We start from the raw sequence: 15,314 nt of genomic DNA, 5'->3' as shown, positions 1-15,314 counted from the left end.
CTCGAGCACTGTCGATTGTGTCGAAGGCGCTCATGAGGCGCTGATCGGTCGAAGCTTTTTCCGCGAGTGAAAGTGTATCTCCATTGGAGGCCGACGCAGTTCCAGATGTTCGCCCATCGACATTCGCGGAGGCGCTACCGGATATTCCGGATCCGAGAATATCCTTCCCTGGCGTTCCCACGCTGAGATCTGCCCCCAGACCGAGGCTCGCACCCAAGACCGCATTGAGCGCCACCTCATCCGAAACATTGTTCGCCCGCGCGAAATCCCGCACTGTCTGCCAGGCATTTGCAACCGAGGTGCTGTGGCTCGACCCGGTATCGACTGTGCCGCTGTCTGAGGAACTCTTCGACGCCATAACCGAGTTCACAAAGCCCATCGTGTCTGCCGTCGCTCCCGACATGAAACTCGACAGCTCGGCCGTCTTCGTCGCGGCCGTTGTGCGCGTCTCCTCGACCCGGTTGGACATTTCGCTGCGCACCGAGTTCGACAGCGATCCGTTGAACGCGGTCTCGGTGACGGCAGACCCGCGGCCGTACGTGACCAAACCATCTGGGTTCTGCGTCACGGAAGCGCCATTCCCGGCAAAAGCTGTGTATCGCCCCTCGTCGCGCACCGACGAAGTGTTCCACTTGTTGGCCGCCATGTTGTTCATGGATACGTTGCCGAGGGAGATCGTGCCCGTGGCGGCCTCACGCCCGGTCTCGATTGCAGCCCCCTGCCCCACGTTCAGGAGTGATGTCGCCATCGAGGTCATCTTGTCTGCCCCGAACAGGATGGCCGTGGCGAGAAAGGGCACCGACATCATCAGATAGCCTGCAACCGAGCCAACATCGGCCTCCACAGCCTGCATCTGGTAGAGGTTCGAGAGCGACAGCACGACATCGTTGACTGTGCCGTCCGAGGTCGTCAGCCCGGCAGAGCGGTAATAGCCCGAGGCGGATTCCAGCACGATCATGTGCAGGATTGCCGAAATCGGCCCCCAGGCAGCAAGCCAGACGAAGCCCCCAGCATAACCCTTCAGGATCGACCAGCCCGTCGGCAAAGCCAGCATCATGAACAGCGCCAGCGGGAAGGAGGCATAGTAGACCGTCTCCAGCACCACCTTCAGGAGCGGCACCCATTTCAGAGCACTGGCCCCGATCGCCGAATAGGACGACTTGGTCTGCACATTGGTCCGGGCTGTCTGATAGAGCGCCATGGCCGCATCATTGCCCGAGGAGGCGATGAACCGGTTCACCGCGTCGTCCATCGCTGTCAGCAGCATGGCCTGCCGGATGGTCGCCACCGCCGAAGAGGACGACATGCCAATCAGCCCCTGAAAATCTGACAGGGTGCCCTTCAGCTTGGCGACATTCGATCCCCCGGTCCCAACCCGGTCCGGAAACGCCGCCGCCGCCTTCTGGGTCATGACCTTTTCGACCTCGGCCGTGATCAGGCCCCGAACCGCTGTCCACCGGGTCGCACAGCTTTCAGTCTGGGACGTCGTCGGATCATAGTAGGCCAGCGACTGGGGCACATTGGCGGTGATCTCGGCATCAAGCGCCCCGGTATGCGCCACCTCTTCCAAGTCCATATGCCCCAGCATCGTCCCGTCGATCACGCAGTTCTGCATGTAGTTAACCAAGAGCTCGTGAATCTGCGGCGAGACCGCGCGCCAATGCGCCGCCTGTGACAACAGCGTCGCCCCGAACAGCATGCCGCTTTGCTGGTAGCTCAGATTGTCTGGGGTCGAGAGCAGCGTCTCCATTCGGGAGGTCAGCTGGTAGGAAATGCCGGTGGTGTAGTAGCCCAACACCGCCACCGACCAGGGCACATTGTCCACCGTGCCATAGATCGGGATTGTCCCCGAGGTCGGATCGATGATCACCACCCGCGCCTTGATGCCCACGCCCGCCAGCCCGACGATCAGCATCAGCACAATCTGCTGCAGGAGGTCTCGCAGGCCCGCGCCCCAGATCATCCTCCAAAGAAGCCCGATTCCGCCAAGCGAAAAGGCAATCGACAAGAACAACTTGAAATCCGCACTGCCTGTGAAGGCCGCGAGGAAGTTGAACACGGCATAAAGATAGTAGGCGCCGCCGACCGTGTAGATTTCGAAAGTCGGCATGCGAAAGTTCCCCAAGACCGGGGCAAGAGGTCACCCCGCGTGGGGGAAAGCATCAGGCATGGGACTGGGACAAGGGGGGACCGGCAAAAGTGACATCGATGGTTTGGCAAGTGCAAATGGGGCCAGTAACGCTCGCCAGACGGCGCCGAGTATTGTCTAGATTGTCGCTCAACGAAATCGCCTTCTTCCTATTGGCATCAGCAAAGGTGCTGTTTCAATGTCGGCGCGGTCGACGCAAGGGGCGGCAACCGGTCGTTGGACCATATCGAAAGCCGAACAGTTTGCGTCAGAAAGCGGCCGGTTTGAGTCCTAGTCTGTCCACTATTTCACTCCATTTCCAAAAGACGCATCGCTAGCGGCGTGTCTGAGGCGGAGTGAGCCCAGACTGACGCAAGGGTCCGGCCTTTTCGTTCCACTCGGGCCACTAAGCCAAAGGCCGGCACAGGATCGCCGAGGGGTCGCTCGCATGCGCCCCGACCAGCAACCGGACGGTGACAGGATCGGGCGGAACGCGGATTTTGAGGTCGGGGTTCCAATAGGCCAAAGGCAAATACTCAACCTTGACGTCGACCTCGCAAGCTGTCCCTGCGGACACGTGGAGTGGTGCGAAACCCACCAGCATGAGTTGGTCCCGATAGGGACCTGCACTTGTGGTTCCGTAGATTTGGACCACGTGATGACCGTCGAAGGCGCCCTGATTGGCAACCGTGGCTCGCAGGACCGCGCCGGATTTGTCGGACTGTATCACCCTTGCGGCTTCTATGGCCCAAGTTGTGTAGCTGAGGCCAAAGCCATGGGGATAGGCCGCTTCTACACCCAGGTCATTCAGCAGACGTTGGCCGTGCAGGCGGCCATAGGTGATCGAGGTGGCATCCCGGTCATAGACGGGCAAATGGTCGGCTGATTTCGGGATCGCATAGGGCAGACGGCCCGAGGGGTTCTGGGCGCCGGTCAGCACATCGGCCAGAGCGTGGCCGCCCTCCATCCCCGCATACCACATCATCAGCGTCGCGGGCACCTTGGTACGCCAAGCCTCGTGCAGCACCGCTCCACCCGAGACGATGGCGACAATCGTGCGGGGATTGGCGGCCGCGACCTGCAGTATCAGCGATTCGTCTTCCGGCAGCAGCGTCAGTGTCTGGCGATCTCCACCCATCCCGCCGGTCATCGGCACAGGGGCAGCGAGTTGGGCCGGATCGAAACCTTCCGGCATGGGCGGGTAAAGGGCGGTCAGCGCCGGGTGTTGGAAGGCCGAGGGGTCGAGGTATTCGCCCTCGCTGTGCCGGTCATATCCTGCGATGATGATGGCAACGTCGGCTGTTGCGGCGAGTTCGGCGGCCTTGTGGAGCCGGTCCGGGCCGACATGCTCGATCCTTGCCTTGGGGAAGGCAGCCCGCAGACCTGCCAGTGGGGTGACATGAGAGGGCGGACGTACGTCGGACGAACCGGCATCGCCCATGTTCGTCGCATCGGCCAGCCTGCCGATGACAGCGATGGAGCGGATTTTGTCTGCTTGGAGGGGAAGCAACGGCGCCCCGTCGACGGGTTCATTGCGCAACAGAACCATCGCACGGCCAGCGACCTCGCGGGCCAGCGACCGCGCTTCAGCGTTGGCCATCACATCGGCTGCGGGGGCAGCCTGGGTCAGGCCGGCATGGTGACGCAACTGTGCTGCGAGCAGCCGCGTTCCGGCACGTTCGACCAGTGTCATTTCGACGGTGCCAGATGCCAGATCGCCCGGCAGATGCTGAGCGCGCTGTTGCGCGAAGGGTTCCTCCAGGTCCAAACCGGCTTGCAAAGACTTGGTCGCGTTGCGCAAACCCCAGACGAAGTCCGACACGGTGATGCCCTGCCAATCCCATTGGTTGCGCAGCACTTCTGTCAGCAGATAGCCGTTCTGCCCCGCCCATTCGCCGTTGACGGAGTTGTAAGCGCTCATCACCGCCGCGACGTTCTCGTCGATCACCAGCTTGAAATGCGGCAGGTACATGTCGTGCAGATCAGCCTCGCTGACGGTGACATCAACGGTGAGACGGGCGTTTTCCATCGAGTTCAGGGCGAAATGCTTGACGCAGGCCATGACATGCCGCTGCGCGCCCCGTGTCAGGGCGGCACCGAATTCACCCAAGTGGTAGGGCTCGTCGCCGTAGGTTTCCTGAATGCGGCCCCAGGCGGGATGGCGCGGCAGGTTGATGCAAACTCCGCCGAAGAAATTGCCGCCCTGTGCCCGGACCTCTCGGCCGATCACCTCGCCCACGCGCTCCTCCAGCGAGACATCCCAGGTCGCCCCACGGGCCATTGCCACGGGGAAGGCGGTGCCCGCTCCAGCCACGCAGCCCCGGGGGCCGTCCACGAAGCGGATGCCTGGAATGCCAAGCCGGTTCACTGCACCATGAACAATCGGCCGAATGTTGTAGCCTTCGTTCATCATGGAAGCGAGGCCGGGCCAGAAGGGCTGATCGCCGTCCAGAAGGCCAAGCCGCTCCGCCTGGGTCAAGCGCGCATATAGTCCCCGTGCGAGGCCTTCGATGGAGGCGCCAGTGCGTGCCAGACGCACGGCATCGTCGAAGGTCTCGCAGGAGTCGTCTGTCATCATGCCCTCTTGTGAAGCTACAGCAGCAGCCGGTGGGTGGTGGGTGCGGACAGGCGGACCATGTCGGCGGTGGGGTGACGGCTGCGCGGCGGGATTTGGATGGCTTGCGGCTGGCCGGTCTTGGCGGCGGCCTCGATGGCCAGAAGGGCCAGCATGTCGGCCAGACCCTCGGCTCCGTCAGCCTCGGGCGGGGTGCGCGAGGTGATGCAGTCGCTGAAATAGGCGACCTGTGCGCCGAAGTGATCGGTCTGCGGGAAGTTTACTTCCTGAGTCACGCCGCCCTGCCGCAGCCGCATCTTCATGGCGCAGTCCGCCTTGAAGCCCGGGTCCAACTCGATATCGCCGGTGGAGCCGACGATGCGGTAGTTATCCACGCTTCCTGCGCCAAAGCTGCTGACGAATTGCGCGATGCCGCCGGAAGGGAAGGTCAGGGTCGCGGCCAGCGTCGCCTCCACCTCGGCAAAGCGAGGGTCGCCTTTCGGTTGATACAGCGTCGCCGTCGCAAGGATCGGCTCTTCGCTGAAGATATGGCGGGCGGCGTTCAGGCTGTACACGCCGAGGTCTTGCAGCGGCCCGCCCCAATGCGAGGCCTGCAGGCGGTGGTTGCCCAAGGTCGTCTGGAAGCTGAAGATGGATTGGAAGATCAGGGGCGTGCCGATGGCACCCTGCCGGATGAGATCCAGCACGGCCACGGTTCCCGGCTCGTTGTGCAAACGGTAGGCGGTCATCAGGTAGACGCCCGCCCCCTCTGCCGCTGCGATCATCGCCTCGGCATCGGCGACCGTTGTGGCCAGCGGTTTTTCCACCATGATGTGCTTTCCCGCCCGCGCCGCCCGGATCGTATAGTCGGCATGCATCGAATTGGGCAAAGCCACATAGACTGCGTCAATCGTGTCCGAAGCCAGCAGGGCGTCATAATCGGCGTAAGCCACGACCTGCGGGATATTATGGAAGGCCGCAAGCTTGGCACCCTTCGCCAGATCGCCCGTCACGATGGCGGTGATGGTGGAGTTGCCGCTTTGCGCGACCCCCGGCAGAAAGGATTCCTGCGAAATCCAGCCTGCACCAACGACGGCATAACGGATCATTTCACGTCCATCCATTGTTGTGCTGCAGAGGAGCGCTGGATCGCTTCCACCAGCGACTGGATGCGCAGCCCGGCGCGGAAGTTGAAGGGCTCGGGTGCGCCGGCAATGGCGTTGATATAGCCTGCAACCTCGATGGCTTTGAGGTCGTTGAAGCCGATCTGGTGGCCAGCGGCCACGCAGAACAGGCCGTAGGGGGCATGGTCCGGCGAGGCTTCGATGCGGCGGAAGCCCTGGCGGCCCTTTGCATCGGCGGTGGAGAAGTAGTTGAGGACGTTGAAATGTTCTTGGCTGAAGGCCAAAGCGCCCTTGGTGCCGTAAACCTCGAAGTCATGTTGCATCTTGCGGCCCGTGGCGATCCAGTTGCCTTCGATCGAGCCTGTGGCGCCATTTTCAAAGCGCAGGAAGGCGCGGCCCACATCATCGACGGTGACGGCCTTGCGGCCACCGCGTCCGTCGGGACGTTCGGCAATCATCGTGATGCAGTCGCCCATCACGCAGGTGATCGGGCCGCACAGGAACTCTGCTGTCGCCAGCGCATGGCTGCCGATGTCGGCCAAGGCGCCGCCGCCCGCAGGATCGTGGCGGAAGGTATAGGGGCCGGAGGGATCGGCCATGTAATCCTCGCAATGGATGCCGCGATAGCCGCGGACCTCGCCAAGTTCCCCGGCGGCGATCATGTCACGCGCCAAGGCCATCATGGGGTTGCAGAGGTAGTTGAAGCCGACTTGGGTTTTCACCCCCTTGGCCTCGGCGGCGAGGGTCATTTCCAAGGCATCGGATGCCAGGGGCGCTAGGGGCTTCTCGCAATAGACATGCTTGCCTGCGGCGATGGCGGCCAGGGACATTTCCTTGTGCAGGGCGTTCGGCGCGGTGATCGAGACGAGATCAATCTCGGGGTTTGCCATGATGCTGCGCCAGTCCGAGGTGGCGTGGGCAAAGCCCAGCGTCTGCGCGGCCCTTGCCGCCGCAGCGTCGGTGATGTCGGCCACCGTGTGCAGCTCCAGCTCGAAGGGCAGTTCAAAGACGCGCGGGGCCGAGGTGAAACCAAAGACATGGGCCTTGCCCATGAAGCCGGTGCCGATCAGGCCGATGCGGAGTTTGGGTTTGGTCATATTAGAAATCCTTGTTGACGATCAGAGCGGGGTTCAGCGTCCCCGCGAAGTGATCCAGCACGTTTTGGACCGAAGCCACGGCCATGCGTTCGGCAGCCTCGCGGGTCAGGCCAGCGGTATGAGGGGTCAAAATGACCTGATCGAAGGCAGCAAGCGGATGATCGGGTTGCGGCGGCTCGGTGTCGAAGACGTCGATCCCAGCGCCGCCGATCTGGCCTTGACGCAGAGCCTCGGCCAAGGCCACCTCATCCACGATGCCACCTCGGGCAGTGTTGATGATGATGGCGCCGCGCTTCATGCCTGCGATCTCAGCTGCACCAAGCATAGGGCCATCTGCTTTGGGGATATGGACGGACACGAAATCAGCCTCTGCCAGTCCTTCGGCCAAGGACGGTGCGCAGGCTACCTGACCCTCTGGCCAGCCCTTTTGGGCCAGATAGGGGTCGAAGGCAGCGATCTTCATGCCAAAGGCACCGGCCATCCGGGCCAGATGCTGCCCGATCCGGCCATAGCCGATGATCAACAGACGTTTGCCCGCGACCTCGCCCTGTTCCAGCTTGTTGCGCCATCCCCAGGGGCCTTGACGCACGGCACGATCGGAGCGGATGACCTGCTTGGCGCAGGCGAGGATCATCATCATTGCATGTTCGGCCACCGAGACGGAATTCACATCCCCCACGATGCAGAGTGGGATCTTCCGCCCATTCAGCGCCGCCACATCCACCGCGTCATAGCCCACGCCATGCCGCGATACGATTTGCAGCCGTGTGGCCTTGGCCACCGAAGCTGCCCCCATCGGCTGGGTGCGGATCACGATCGCATCGGCCTCGGTCAGATAGGGCTGATAAGAGGCTTCCGAGATTTCCTCGACATGGGTGAACGTGACCCCCGGCGCAGCCTCCAGCAGGGCCAGGCCCGAGGGGTGGAGTTTGCCCGCAATCAGGATATGCGGCATCAGTAGGCTCCCTTTTCGGCATTGGCGCCTGCGGTTTCGGTCAGCTTGCGGAAGCCTGCGACGGCGGCTCCAGCAGCAGCGGCCAGAAAGCGGGAGTCGCCGCCGACCGTGGTCATGTTGAAGCCCCAGCCGATGGCACGGGCGGCATAGTCGGGCGTGCCGCAATGCAGGGCGGCGCGGATGCCGTTCTTCTTGCAGGCCGCCAAGATGGTTTGCAGGGCCGCGATCATCTCGGGCTCTTCGCGGTCAAAGCCGGGGGGCAGGCGGCCTTGGGTAAGGGACAGCGTCAGGTCGGCAGGGCCAACATAAATACCATCCAGCCCCGGCGTGGCGGCGATGGCGTCAAGGTTCGCCATGCCCTCGGCGGTCTCAATCATCGCGAAAGCCAGCATGTTGTCATTCGCCTCGCCGGCATAGTTCGCTCCGGCGGCAAAAGAGACGCGGGTCGGGCCGAAGCTGCGCTGCCCCAGCGGCGGATAGCGCAGGTAGCTGACAAAGCGCGCGGCTTCCTCGGCCGAGTTCACCATCGGGCAGATGATCCCATAAGCGCCGGCATCCAGCGCCTTCATGATCACGCCGGGTTCATTCCACGGCACCCGCGCCATCAGAACCGCACCCGAGGCGCGCATGACCTGAAACATCGGCAAAACGCTGGAATAGTCCAAAGCGCCGTGCTGCATGTCGATGGTCACCGAGTCGAAACCTTGCGCTGCCATGATCTCGGCAGTGAAGGGGTTGCCGATCGAGCACCAGCCATTGATCGTGGGTTTGCCTGTCGCCCAGAGGCCTTTGAGTTTGTTCGCAATCATGCCCACACCATTTGGCTGGATTTGATGTCAAGATAATCGCGGATCGCCTCGATCCCACCCTCACGGCCCATACCGGAGTGGTTGGTGCCACCGAAAGGCGCCTCGGACGCGGCCATGGCGAAGGAGTTGATGCCGACCATGCCGGCCTTCAACTCGGCCACTGTACGGCGGGCGCGCTTGGGGCTTTGGGTGAAGGCATAGGCGGAAAGGCCCATGTCCGAGGCATTGGCGCGGGCCAACACTTCGTCGTCCGTACTGAAGCGGGTGATGGCGGCAATGGGACCGAAGTTCTCGTCCGCCATGACGCACATGTCATCGGTGCAGTCGGTCAGCACGGTCGGCTCAAAGAAATGCCCCGCGTTGAAGCCCGCGGCCTTGGCCCCGCCAAGCTCCAGCTTGGCCCCGGCCTGAACCGAAGCGGCGACGATCTTCTCCATTTCGGCCAGGCGACCTGCATTGATCAGCGGCCCCATGCCGACCGAGGGGTCAAGCCCGTCCCCCAGCTTGATCGCCTTGGTGCGGGCGACAAAGCCCGAAACGAAGGCGTCATGCAGGCTTTCGTGGATGTAGAAGCGATCCGCCGTCACGCAAACCTGGCCGGCATTGGCGAATTTGGTGGGGACCGAGGCGTTCAGTGCGGCCTCCAGATCGGCATCGTCGTAGATGATCAGAGGGGCATTGCCGCCCAGTTCCATCGAGACCTTCTTCAAGGTCGCAGCCGCATCGCGGATCATCTGCTGACCCACCCGAGTGGAGCCGGTCAGCGACACTTTGCGAACGGCCTTGGACGCCATGATCGGTGCATAGGTGGCATCAGTCGGGCCAACCACCAGGTTCACGACACCTGCGGGAAGGTTCCCGGCCCGGCAGCAATCGACAATCACCATCGCCACGCCCGGGGTTTGGGAGGACGGGCGCACGATTGAAGAACACCCTGCCGCCAGCGCAGGGGCCAGTTTGCGGGCGATCAGGGCGGCGGGGAAGTTCCAGGCGGTGAAGGCGGCAGCGATGCCGACCGGTTCATGGTGTACCTCGAACCTTCCGCCCGGAACACGGGATTCCACGATGCGGCCATAGACGCGGCGCGCCTCTTCGGCGAACCAGCGGAACTGATCAATCGACAGGCCCCACTCCCGCCCGGCTTGCGCAGTCGGCTTGCCCGTTTCGGTCGAGATCATCGTCGCCGCCTCATCCGTGCGGCGCTTCATCTCATCGGCGATCGCGTGCAATGCATCAGCGCGTTCAAAGGCCGACTTGGCTTTCCAGACGGCAAATCCGGCACTGGCCGATGCAATGACTGCTTCGGTATCGGCAGCACTGGCAATGGGAACCTGCCCCAAAGCCCGCTCTGTCACGGGGCTGAAGACGGGCGCCGTTCGGCCGTCGAGCGCCGCTGTCCAGCGTCCGTCAATGAAAAGCCCAAATTTATCATACATATCGGCCAACCCCTTTGACTGCCCATCCGAGACAGCGTCAAGGCGCCACCTCTCTTTGCCAGAATCCTCCCTCGGGACCGGCCACACAACTATCGTTGCAGAAGATTGCCGTTGTCAATATTCAATGTCTTCGCTTATTGTGACGCCCAAGTCTCAGGGAGGACATCACATGAGCCAATCGACGATTCGCCAAACGACCGTAAGACTGACGATGGCTCAAGCCGTGGTGCGATGGCTGACGCAGCAGTACACCGAGATTGACGGCGCCCGCGTGCCGCTGTTTGCCGGGGTCTTCGGCATCTTTGGCCACGGCAACGTGACCTGCCTGTCGGAGGCGTTGGAGTCGGTGCAGGACCAGCTTCCCACATGGCGCGGTCAGAATGAACAGTCGATGGCTTTGGCCGCAATCGGCTTTGCCAAGGCCAAGCGGCGGCGGCAGGTGATGATCGCCACCTCCTCCATCGGGCCGGGGGCCTTGAACATGGTGACGGCGGCAGGCACGGCCCATGCCAACCGTCTTCCCGTCCTGCTGATCGCTGGCGACACCTTCACCAACCGCCTGCCCGACCCGGTGCTGCAACAGGTGGAGCATTACAACAACCCCTCCATTACGGTGAACGACGCCTTCAAGGCCGTCACCCGCTATTGGGACCGCATCGCGCATCCGGCGCAAATCCTGCAATCGCTGCCGCAAGCCGTGGCGGCCATGCTGGACCCGGCAGATTGCGGCCCGGCCTTCCTTGCCCTGCCGCAGGACACCCAAGAGTTCGCCTTCGATTACCCCGAGGTCTTCTTTGAACCCAAAGTCTGGCGCATTCCCCGGCCGCGGGCTGACCGCAACACGGTTGCCGAGGCTGCGGCATTGCTGAAAACCGCCAAGAAGCCGCTGATCATCGCAGGCGGCGGCGTGCGCTATTCGATTGCCGAGAACGAAGTCGCCGCCTTTGCCTTGAAGCGCGGGATTCCGGTGGTGGAAACCATCGCGGGCAAGGGTGGCCTGACCCATGACCACGCTGTGCATTGCGGGCCCATCGGGATCATCGGCTCCACCTCCGCCAACGCCTTGGCGGCGGAAGCGGATGTGATCGTGGCCATCGGCACAAGGCTGCAAGACTTCACGACCGGATCGTGGACCGCCTTCGCGCAGGATGCGAAGTTCATCTCGATCAACGCCGCCCGTTTTGACGCCATCAAGCACCGCGCTGTGGCGGTGGTGGGGGACGCGCTGGAGACTGTGGCCGATCTGGACGCCGCTCTTGGTGACTGGACAGCCGACGCCGCCTACATGCCCCACGCCAAGGCCCTCTTCGCCGAGTGGAACGCGCTGCTGGACGATCACCAGACCCCCACCAATGCGCCCATCCCGACCTATGCCCAAGTGGTCAATGTCGTGAACGCCTCCGCCGCCCCGAATGACACGCTGATCGCCGCCGCCGGTGGCATCCCCGGAGAGGTCGCCAAAGGCTGGCGCGTCAAGACGCCGAACTCTTTCGATCTGGAGTTTGGCTTCTCTTGCATGGGCTATGAAATCGCTGCCGGTTGGGGTTGTGCCATGGCGCAGGAAGGGCCGGGCGGCCTCGGCGGCACGCCCATCGTCATGCTGGGCGACGGCACCTACATGATGATGAACTCGGATATCTATTCGACGGTTCTGTCGGGTCACAAGATGATCGTCGTGGTCTGCGACAATGGCGGTTATGCGGTGATCTCGCGCCTGCAGCAGTTCAAGGGCGTTCCGGGCTTCAACAACCTGCTGAAAGACTGCCGCATCACCGACAAGGCCAACCCGCTCCACGTCGATTTCGCCGCCCACGCCGCCGCGATGGGGGCGGAATCCCGCGCCTGCGCCAGCCTTGCCGATCTTGAGGCCGCGCTCGCCTGGGCCAAGACCACCGACCGCACCACCGTCATCTCCATCGTCACCGACGCCTATTCCTGGGTTCCGGGCGATGCGGATTGGGACGTGGGCGTGCCGGAAATCTCCACCCGCGACAGCGTCAACGCCGCCCGCGAGTCTCAAATCGCCATCCGCGCCAAGCAGCGCGTAGGAGTATGATATGAAAGCCAAACTGGGCATTGCCCCCATCGCCTGGTGGAATGACGACCTCGCGGAACTGTCCGATGACGTGAGCCTTGAAGAATGCCTGCGCCAAGCCTCCGTCGCCGGGTTTACCGGGATGGAGACGGGCCGTCGCTTCCCGATGGACATGGCTGAACTCGGGCCCATCCTGAAGAAATACGGCATCTCGGTCTGCGGCGGCTGGTTCTCGGGCCTGCTCATCGACGGCGATATCGAGGTCGAGAAAGACCGCATCGCCGCCCAACACGCCTTCTTCAAGGCCGCAGGCGCGCCTTGTATCGTTTATGGCGAAACGGCGCGCTCCATTCAGGGCATCAAGTCCGCTCCCTTGGCCACCAAGCCCCGCCTCACCGAAGCCGAGGTCGCCGCCTATGGCCGCAAGATCAGCGACTTCGCCGATTGGTGCGCGGCCAATGGGATGCCGCTGAGCTACCACCACCACATGGCCGCTGCGATTGAAACCGAGGCGGAGCTGGACCTCTTGATGAAGCACTCCACCGTGCCGTTGCTGTTTGACGCAGGCCATATGGCCTTTGCGGGCGGCGATGTGTTGCGGGTGATCGAGACGCACCACAAGCGCATCACCCATGTCCACACCAAGGACATCCGCCGTTCGGTGGTGGATGGGCTGGACCGCAGCAAGGAAAGCTTCCTCGATGCCGTGGTCAAAGGCGCCTTCACCGTTCCCGGCGATGGCTCGCTGGACTTTGAAGCCATCGTGAAGAAGCTGGCAGGCTACGGCTATGAGGGCTGGTTCGTGGTGGAAGCCGAACAGGACCCCAAGGCCAATCCGCCGCTGGAGATGGCCAAGAAGGGCCACAAGGAACTGCTGCGCGTGATGGCGGCGGCGGGATATGAGGTCGTGCTGTGACCTTTTCGGGGAACCGCATGGATGGCAAAATCTGCGTCGTCACCGGGGCGACGCAGGGTTTGGGTGCGGCTATTGCTCGCCGCTTGGCCGCCGCTGGCGCTGCGGGCATCGTGATTACCGGGCGCAACATGACACGCGGGCAAGCCACAGCCCGCGCCTTGTCGGAGGCGCATGACCTCCCCGTCCACTTCCTGCGCGCCGACTTCGCCCGCGTGGAAGACTGCCGCCATGTCATCGCCGAAACCGACCGCCTCTTTGGCCGGATCGACGTGCTGGTCAACGCCGGAGCCTCCACCGCGCGAGGCACCATCGTGGATACCTCGCCCGAAACGTTCGACGCGCTGTTCCACACCAACGTCCGCGGCCCCTATTTCCTGATGCAAGAGGCGATCAAGCTGATGATCCGCGACGGCATCAAAGGGGCGATCTGCAACATCGGCTCGATCTCGGCCCTCGCTGGCCAGCCCTTGATCAACGCCTATTGCGCCTCCAAAGGCGCACTGACGACGCTGACCGCCAACACGGCCTTCTCCGTCATGGCCAACCGCATCCGCGTCAACCAGCTCAATGTCGGCTGGATGTCCTCGGACAACGAACGCGCCCTGCAAGAGGCATCCGATGCCGATTGGGAGGCGAAAGCGGCCGCCAAACTGCCCTTCGGCCGTCTGGTGGACCCCGAGGAAGCGGCCCGTGCCGTCAACTTTCTCGTCTCCCCCGATGCAGGCCTGATGACCGGCGCCATCGTCAACTTCGACCAATCGGTCTGGGGTGCGGTTGCCGGAGGAATGCCCGTCCCCGACGCCCCGATGCGACTGGCCTAGCGGCTGGTCACGATCGGGATGCGGGGGCTTTCCCGATCCTTTTGAAGCCGGGCTGCAAGCGCCACGGTCAAAGCCTGTGCCAGACACATTGGCGCCGCAAGGCTCCGCGAGAAGGTGTATTCATGCTCCGGAATGGCAAAGAGCACCTTGGCCGACTTCGCCAACGGCGACAGAGTGCTGTCCGAGATCGCCACCAAAGGCACGCCACGCGCAGCCACTTCGTCGACGATGTTCACCACCTCTGTCGCGTAAAACCGGAACGATACGGCAAACAGCAGGTCACGGGGCTGGATGGTTTTTGCAATATGCGTTGCAAGACCACCCCCCGCATCCAGCAGAACGGTCCGCTTGCCCAGCATCGTCAGCATGTAGCGTAGCAGGTCCACCACGGCGGCCGAGCGCAACTGACCCAGAAGGTAGATCGTATCGGCCGCCTCCATCATGTCGGCTGCGGTCGCGATCTGCTCGGCCGAGATGTTGGCCAAAAGATCCTGCAATGATGTCAGGTCGCGCACCACCAGATCGCGCAGAAAACCCAGATCGCTTCGGTCTTCCTTTTCGCCCAACTCGTCTTCCAGCGCCTTGATCCGGGCATCAAACCCCGGCGCTGCGGTGGTCAGACGGCGCTGAAACACCGCCTGCATCTCTTTGAAGCCGCGAAAACCCAGTGTTTGCGCATAGCGCACGAAACTGGAGGCGTGGATCCCCGTCTTCTCGCCAATCGCGTTCACCGACATTACCGCCACCTCATTGGGATTCTGGGTAAGATAAAGCGCGATTTTCTGATAGGTCTTGCTGATGCCATCGTACCGGTCGTGGATCAACCGGACCAAATCTTCATGACTTTGGGGTGGGAAACTATCCGTCATCTACGTCATCCACTCAGGCTTTCTTAAAGCATGCAGTCAATACGGCCGCCCCGCAATCGCAAATTCCGATGCCAAACGACATTCACACCAAACATTGCAGAATCAGTGTTGACATAAAGGCGGGCAAGCAATTTATGTTGCGAACGAAGTGTTGCAGAATCTGGAGAAGTGCATCTGGCGGTGCGGAGGAGAAGGCTTGCGCCGTTTTCACGCGCTGTTTGCAACACAGAATGACCGCCCCAAAGGGCGATCCGGCGTGAGGGAAGGTGGGCCGGACACCATCAGTGGAGGAGAGACCATGAAGAAGTATCTTGTTGCCGCCGCCGTCGCCCTGATGGGCACGACCGCCATGGCCGACATCGGCGTTTCGATGGCCAAGTTTGACGACAACTTCCTGACCGTTCTGCGCAACGGCATTCAGGCCTATGCCGACAAGAACGGCCAAAAGGTTCAGATCGAAGATGCGAAGGACGATGTGGCCAAGCAATTGGACCAGATCAACAACTTCATCGCGTCGGGCGTTTCGGCGATCATCGTGAACCCGGTTGACACCTCGGCCACGCAAGCCAT

12 protein-coding genes are annotated in these 15,314 nt (G+C 62.6%); 4 read left to right on the top strand and 8 right to left on the bottom strand.

Annotated features, from left to right (window positions below; translation table 11 throughout):
• From AC1Y2B_RS22120 to AC1Y2B_RS22090, 7 genes are all read right to left on the bottom strand, one after another.
• Positions 1-2,110: conjugal transfer protein TraG N-terminal domain-containing protein (locus AC1Y2B_RS22120; RefSeq protein ID WP_482255300.1), on the bottom strand; the 2,110-nt coding region annotated here is incomplete at its 3' end.
• Positions 2,111-2,534: 424 nt separating this feature from the next.
• The gene (locus tag AC1Y2B_RS22115) at positions 2,535-4,703 is read right to left on the bottom strand and encodes a glycoside hydrolase family 3 protein (RefSeq protein WP_482255299.1); all 2,169 of its coding nucleotides are present in this window, start codon (positions 4,701-4,703) and stop codon (positions 2,535-2,537) included.
• Between the two features lie 17 nt (positions 4,704-4,720).
• Complete coding sequence (locus tag AC1Y2B_RS22110) at positions 4,721-5,791, bottom strand: Gfo/Idh/MocA family protein (protein WP_482255298.1); 1,071 nt, start codon at positions 5,789-5,791, stop codon at positions 4,721-4,723.
• Positions 5,788-6,903 (bottom strand): Gfo/Idh/MocA family protein, encoded by a 1,116-nt coding sequence (locus tag AC1Y2B_RS22105; RefSeq protein ID WP_482255297.1) that lies wholly within the window; start codon positions 6,901-6,903, stop codon positions 5,788-5,790. Before AC1Y2B_RS22105 ends, AC1Y2B_RS22110 begins: the two co-directional genes overlap by 4 nt.
• Before the next feature lies 1 nt (position 6,904).
• Positions 6,905-7,858 (bottom strand): hydroxyacid dehydrogenase, encoded by a 954-nt coding sequence (locus AC1Y2B_RS22100; protein WP_482255296.1) that lies wholly within the window; start codon positions 7,856-7,858, stop codon positions 6,905-6,907.
• Positions 7,858-8,667, bottom strand: a complete 810-nt coding sequence (locus AC1Y2B_RS22095) for an HpcH/HpaI aldolase family protein (protein ID WP_482255295.1) — start codon at positions 8,665-8,667, stop codon at positions 7,858-7,860. The genes AC1Y2B_RS22100 and AC1Y2B_RS22095 overlap by 1 nt, the downstream gene beginning before the upstream one ends.
• Positions 8,664-10,103, bottom strand: a complete 1,440-nt coding sequence (locus AC1Y2B_RS22090; protein ID WP_482255294.1) for an NAD-dependent succinate-semialdehyde dehydrogenase — start codon at positions 10,101-10,103, stop codon at positions 8,664-8,666. Before AC1Y2B_RS22090 ends, AC1Y2B_RS22095 begins: the two co-directional genes overlap by 4 nt.
• A gap of 169 nt (positions 10,104-10,272) precedes the next feature.
• Here AC1Y2B_RS22090 and iolD point away from each other — a divergent pair, with 169 nt between their 5' ends.
• From iolD to AC1Y2B_RS22075, 3 genes are read left to right on the top strand one after another with little or no spacing between them, the layout of a single operon-like run.
• Positions 10,273-12,159: a 3D-(3,5/4)-trihydroxycyclohexane-1,2-dione acylhydrolase (decyclizing) gene (gene iolD, locus AC1Y2B_RS22085; protein ID WP_482255293.1), complete on the top strand. Its 1,887-nt coding sequence runs from the start codon at positions 10,273-10,275 to the stop codon at positions 12,157-12,159.
• A 1-nt stretch (position 12,160) separates the two neighbouring features.
• A complete protein-coding gene (iolE, locus tag AC1Y2B_RS22080; protein ID WP_482255292.1) occupies positions 12,161-13,054 on the top strand; it encodes a myo-inosose-2 dehydratase in 894 nt (297 codons plus the stop codon).
• A gap of 17 nt (positions 13,055-13,071) precedes the next feature.
• A complete protein-coding gene (locus tag AC1Y2B_RS22075; RefSeq protein WP_482255291.1) occupies positions 13,072-13,875 on the top strand; it encodes an SDR family oxidoreductase in 804 nt (267 codons plus the stop codon).
• Here the strand turns inward: AC1Y2B_RS22075 and AC1Y2B_RS22070 are convergent.
• Complete coding sequence (locus AC1Y2B_RS22070; RefSeq protein ID WP_482255290.1) at positions 13,872-14,744, bottom strand: MurR/RpiR family transcriptional regulator; 873 nt, start codon at positions 14,742-14,744, stop codon at positions 13,872-13,874. The two genes, AC1Y2B_RS22075 and AC1Y2B_RS22070, sit on opposite strands and share 4 nt — an antisense overlap.
• Positions 14,745-15,042: 298 nt before the next feature.
• On the opposite strand from AC1Y2B_RS22070, the gene AC1Y2B_RS22065 reads away from it, so the two are divergent.
• Positions 15,043-15,314, top strand: a 272-nt coding sequence (locus AC1Y2B_RS22065) for a substrate-binding domain-containing protein (RefSeq protein ID WP_482255289.1), incomplete at its 3' end; no start/stop codon positions are given.

The sequence above is a fragment of the Stagnihabitans sp. genome (assembly GCF_964946895.1).
This window is presented reverse-complemented; position numbering and strand designations above follow the sequence as displayed.

Coding starts and splice junctions, on each gene's coding strand:
- AC1Y2B_RS22115 (WP_482255299.1), bottom strand. CDS start 4,703: ATGACAGACGACTCCTGCGAGACCTTCGACGATGCCGTGCGTCTGGCA.
- AC1Y2B_RS22110 (WP_482255298.1), bottom strand. CDS start 5,791: ATGATCCGTTATGCCGTCGTTGGTGCAGGCTGGATTTCGCAGGAATCC.
- AC1Y2B_RS22105 (WP_482255297.1), bottom strand. CDS start 6,903: ATGACCAAACCCAAACTCCGCATCGGCCTGATCGGCACCGGCTTCATG.
- AC1Y2B_RS22100 (WP_482255296.1), bottom strand. CDS start 7,858: ATGCCGCATATCCTGATTGCGGGCAAACTCCACCCCTCGGGCCTGGCC.
- AC1Y2B_RS22095 (WP_482255295.1), bottom strand. CDS start 8,667: ATGATTGCGAACAAACTCAAAGGCCTCTGGGCGACAGGCAAACCCACG.
- AC1Y2B_RS22090 (WP_482255294.1), bottom strand. CDS start 10,103: ATGTATGATAAATTTGGGCTTTTCATTGACGGACGCTGGACAGCGGCG.
- iolD (WP_482255293.1), top strand. CDS start 10,273: ATGAGCCAATCGACGATTCGCCAAACGACCGTAAGACTGACGATGGCT.
- iolE (WP_482255292.1), top strand. CDS start 12,161: ATGAAAGCCAAACTGGGCATTGCCCCCATCGCCTGGTGGAATGACGAC.
- AC1Y2B_RS22075 (WP_482255291.1), top strand. CDS start 13,072: ATGGATGGCAAAATCTGCGTCGTCACCGGGGCGACGCAGGGTTTGGGT.
- AC1Y2B_RS22070 (WP_482255290.1), bottom strand. CDS start 14,744: ATGACGGATAGTTTCCCACCCCAAAGTCATGAAGATTTGGTCCGGTTG.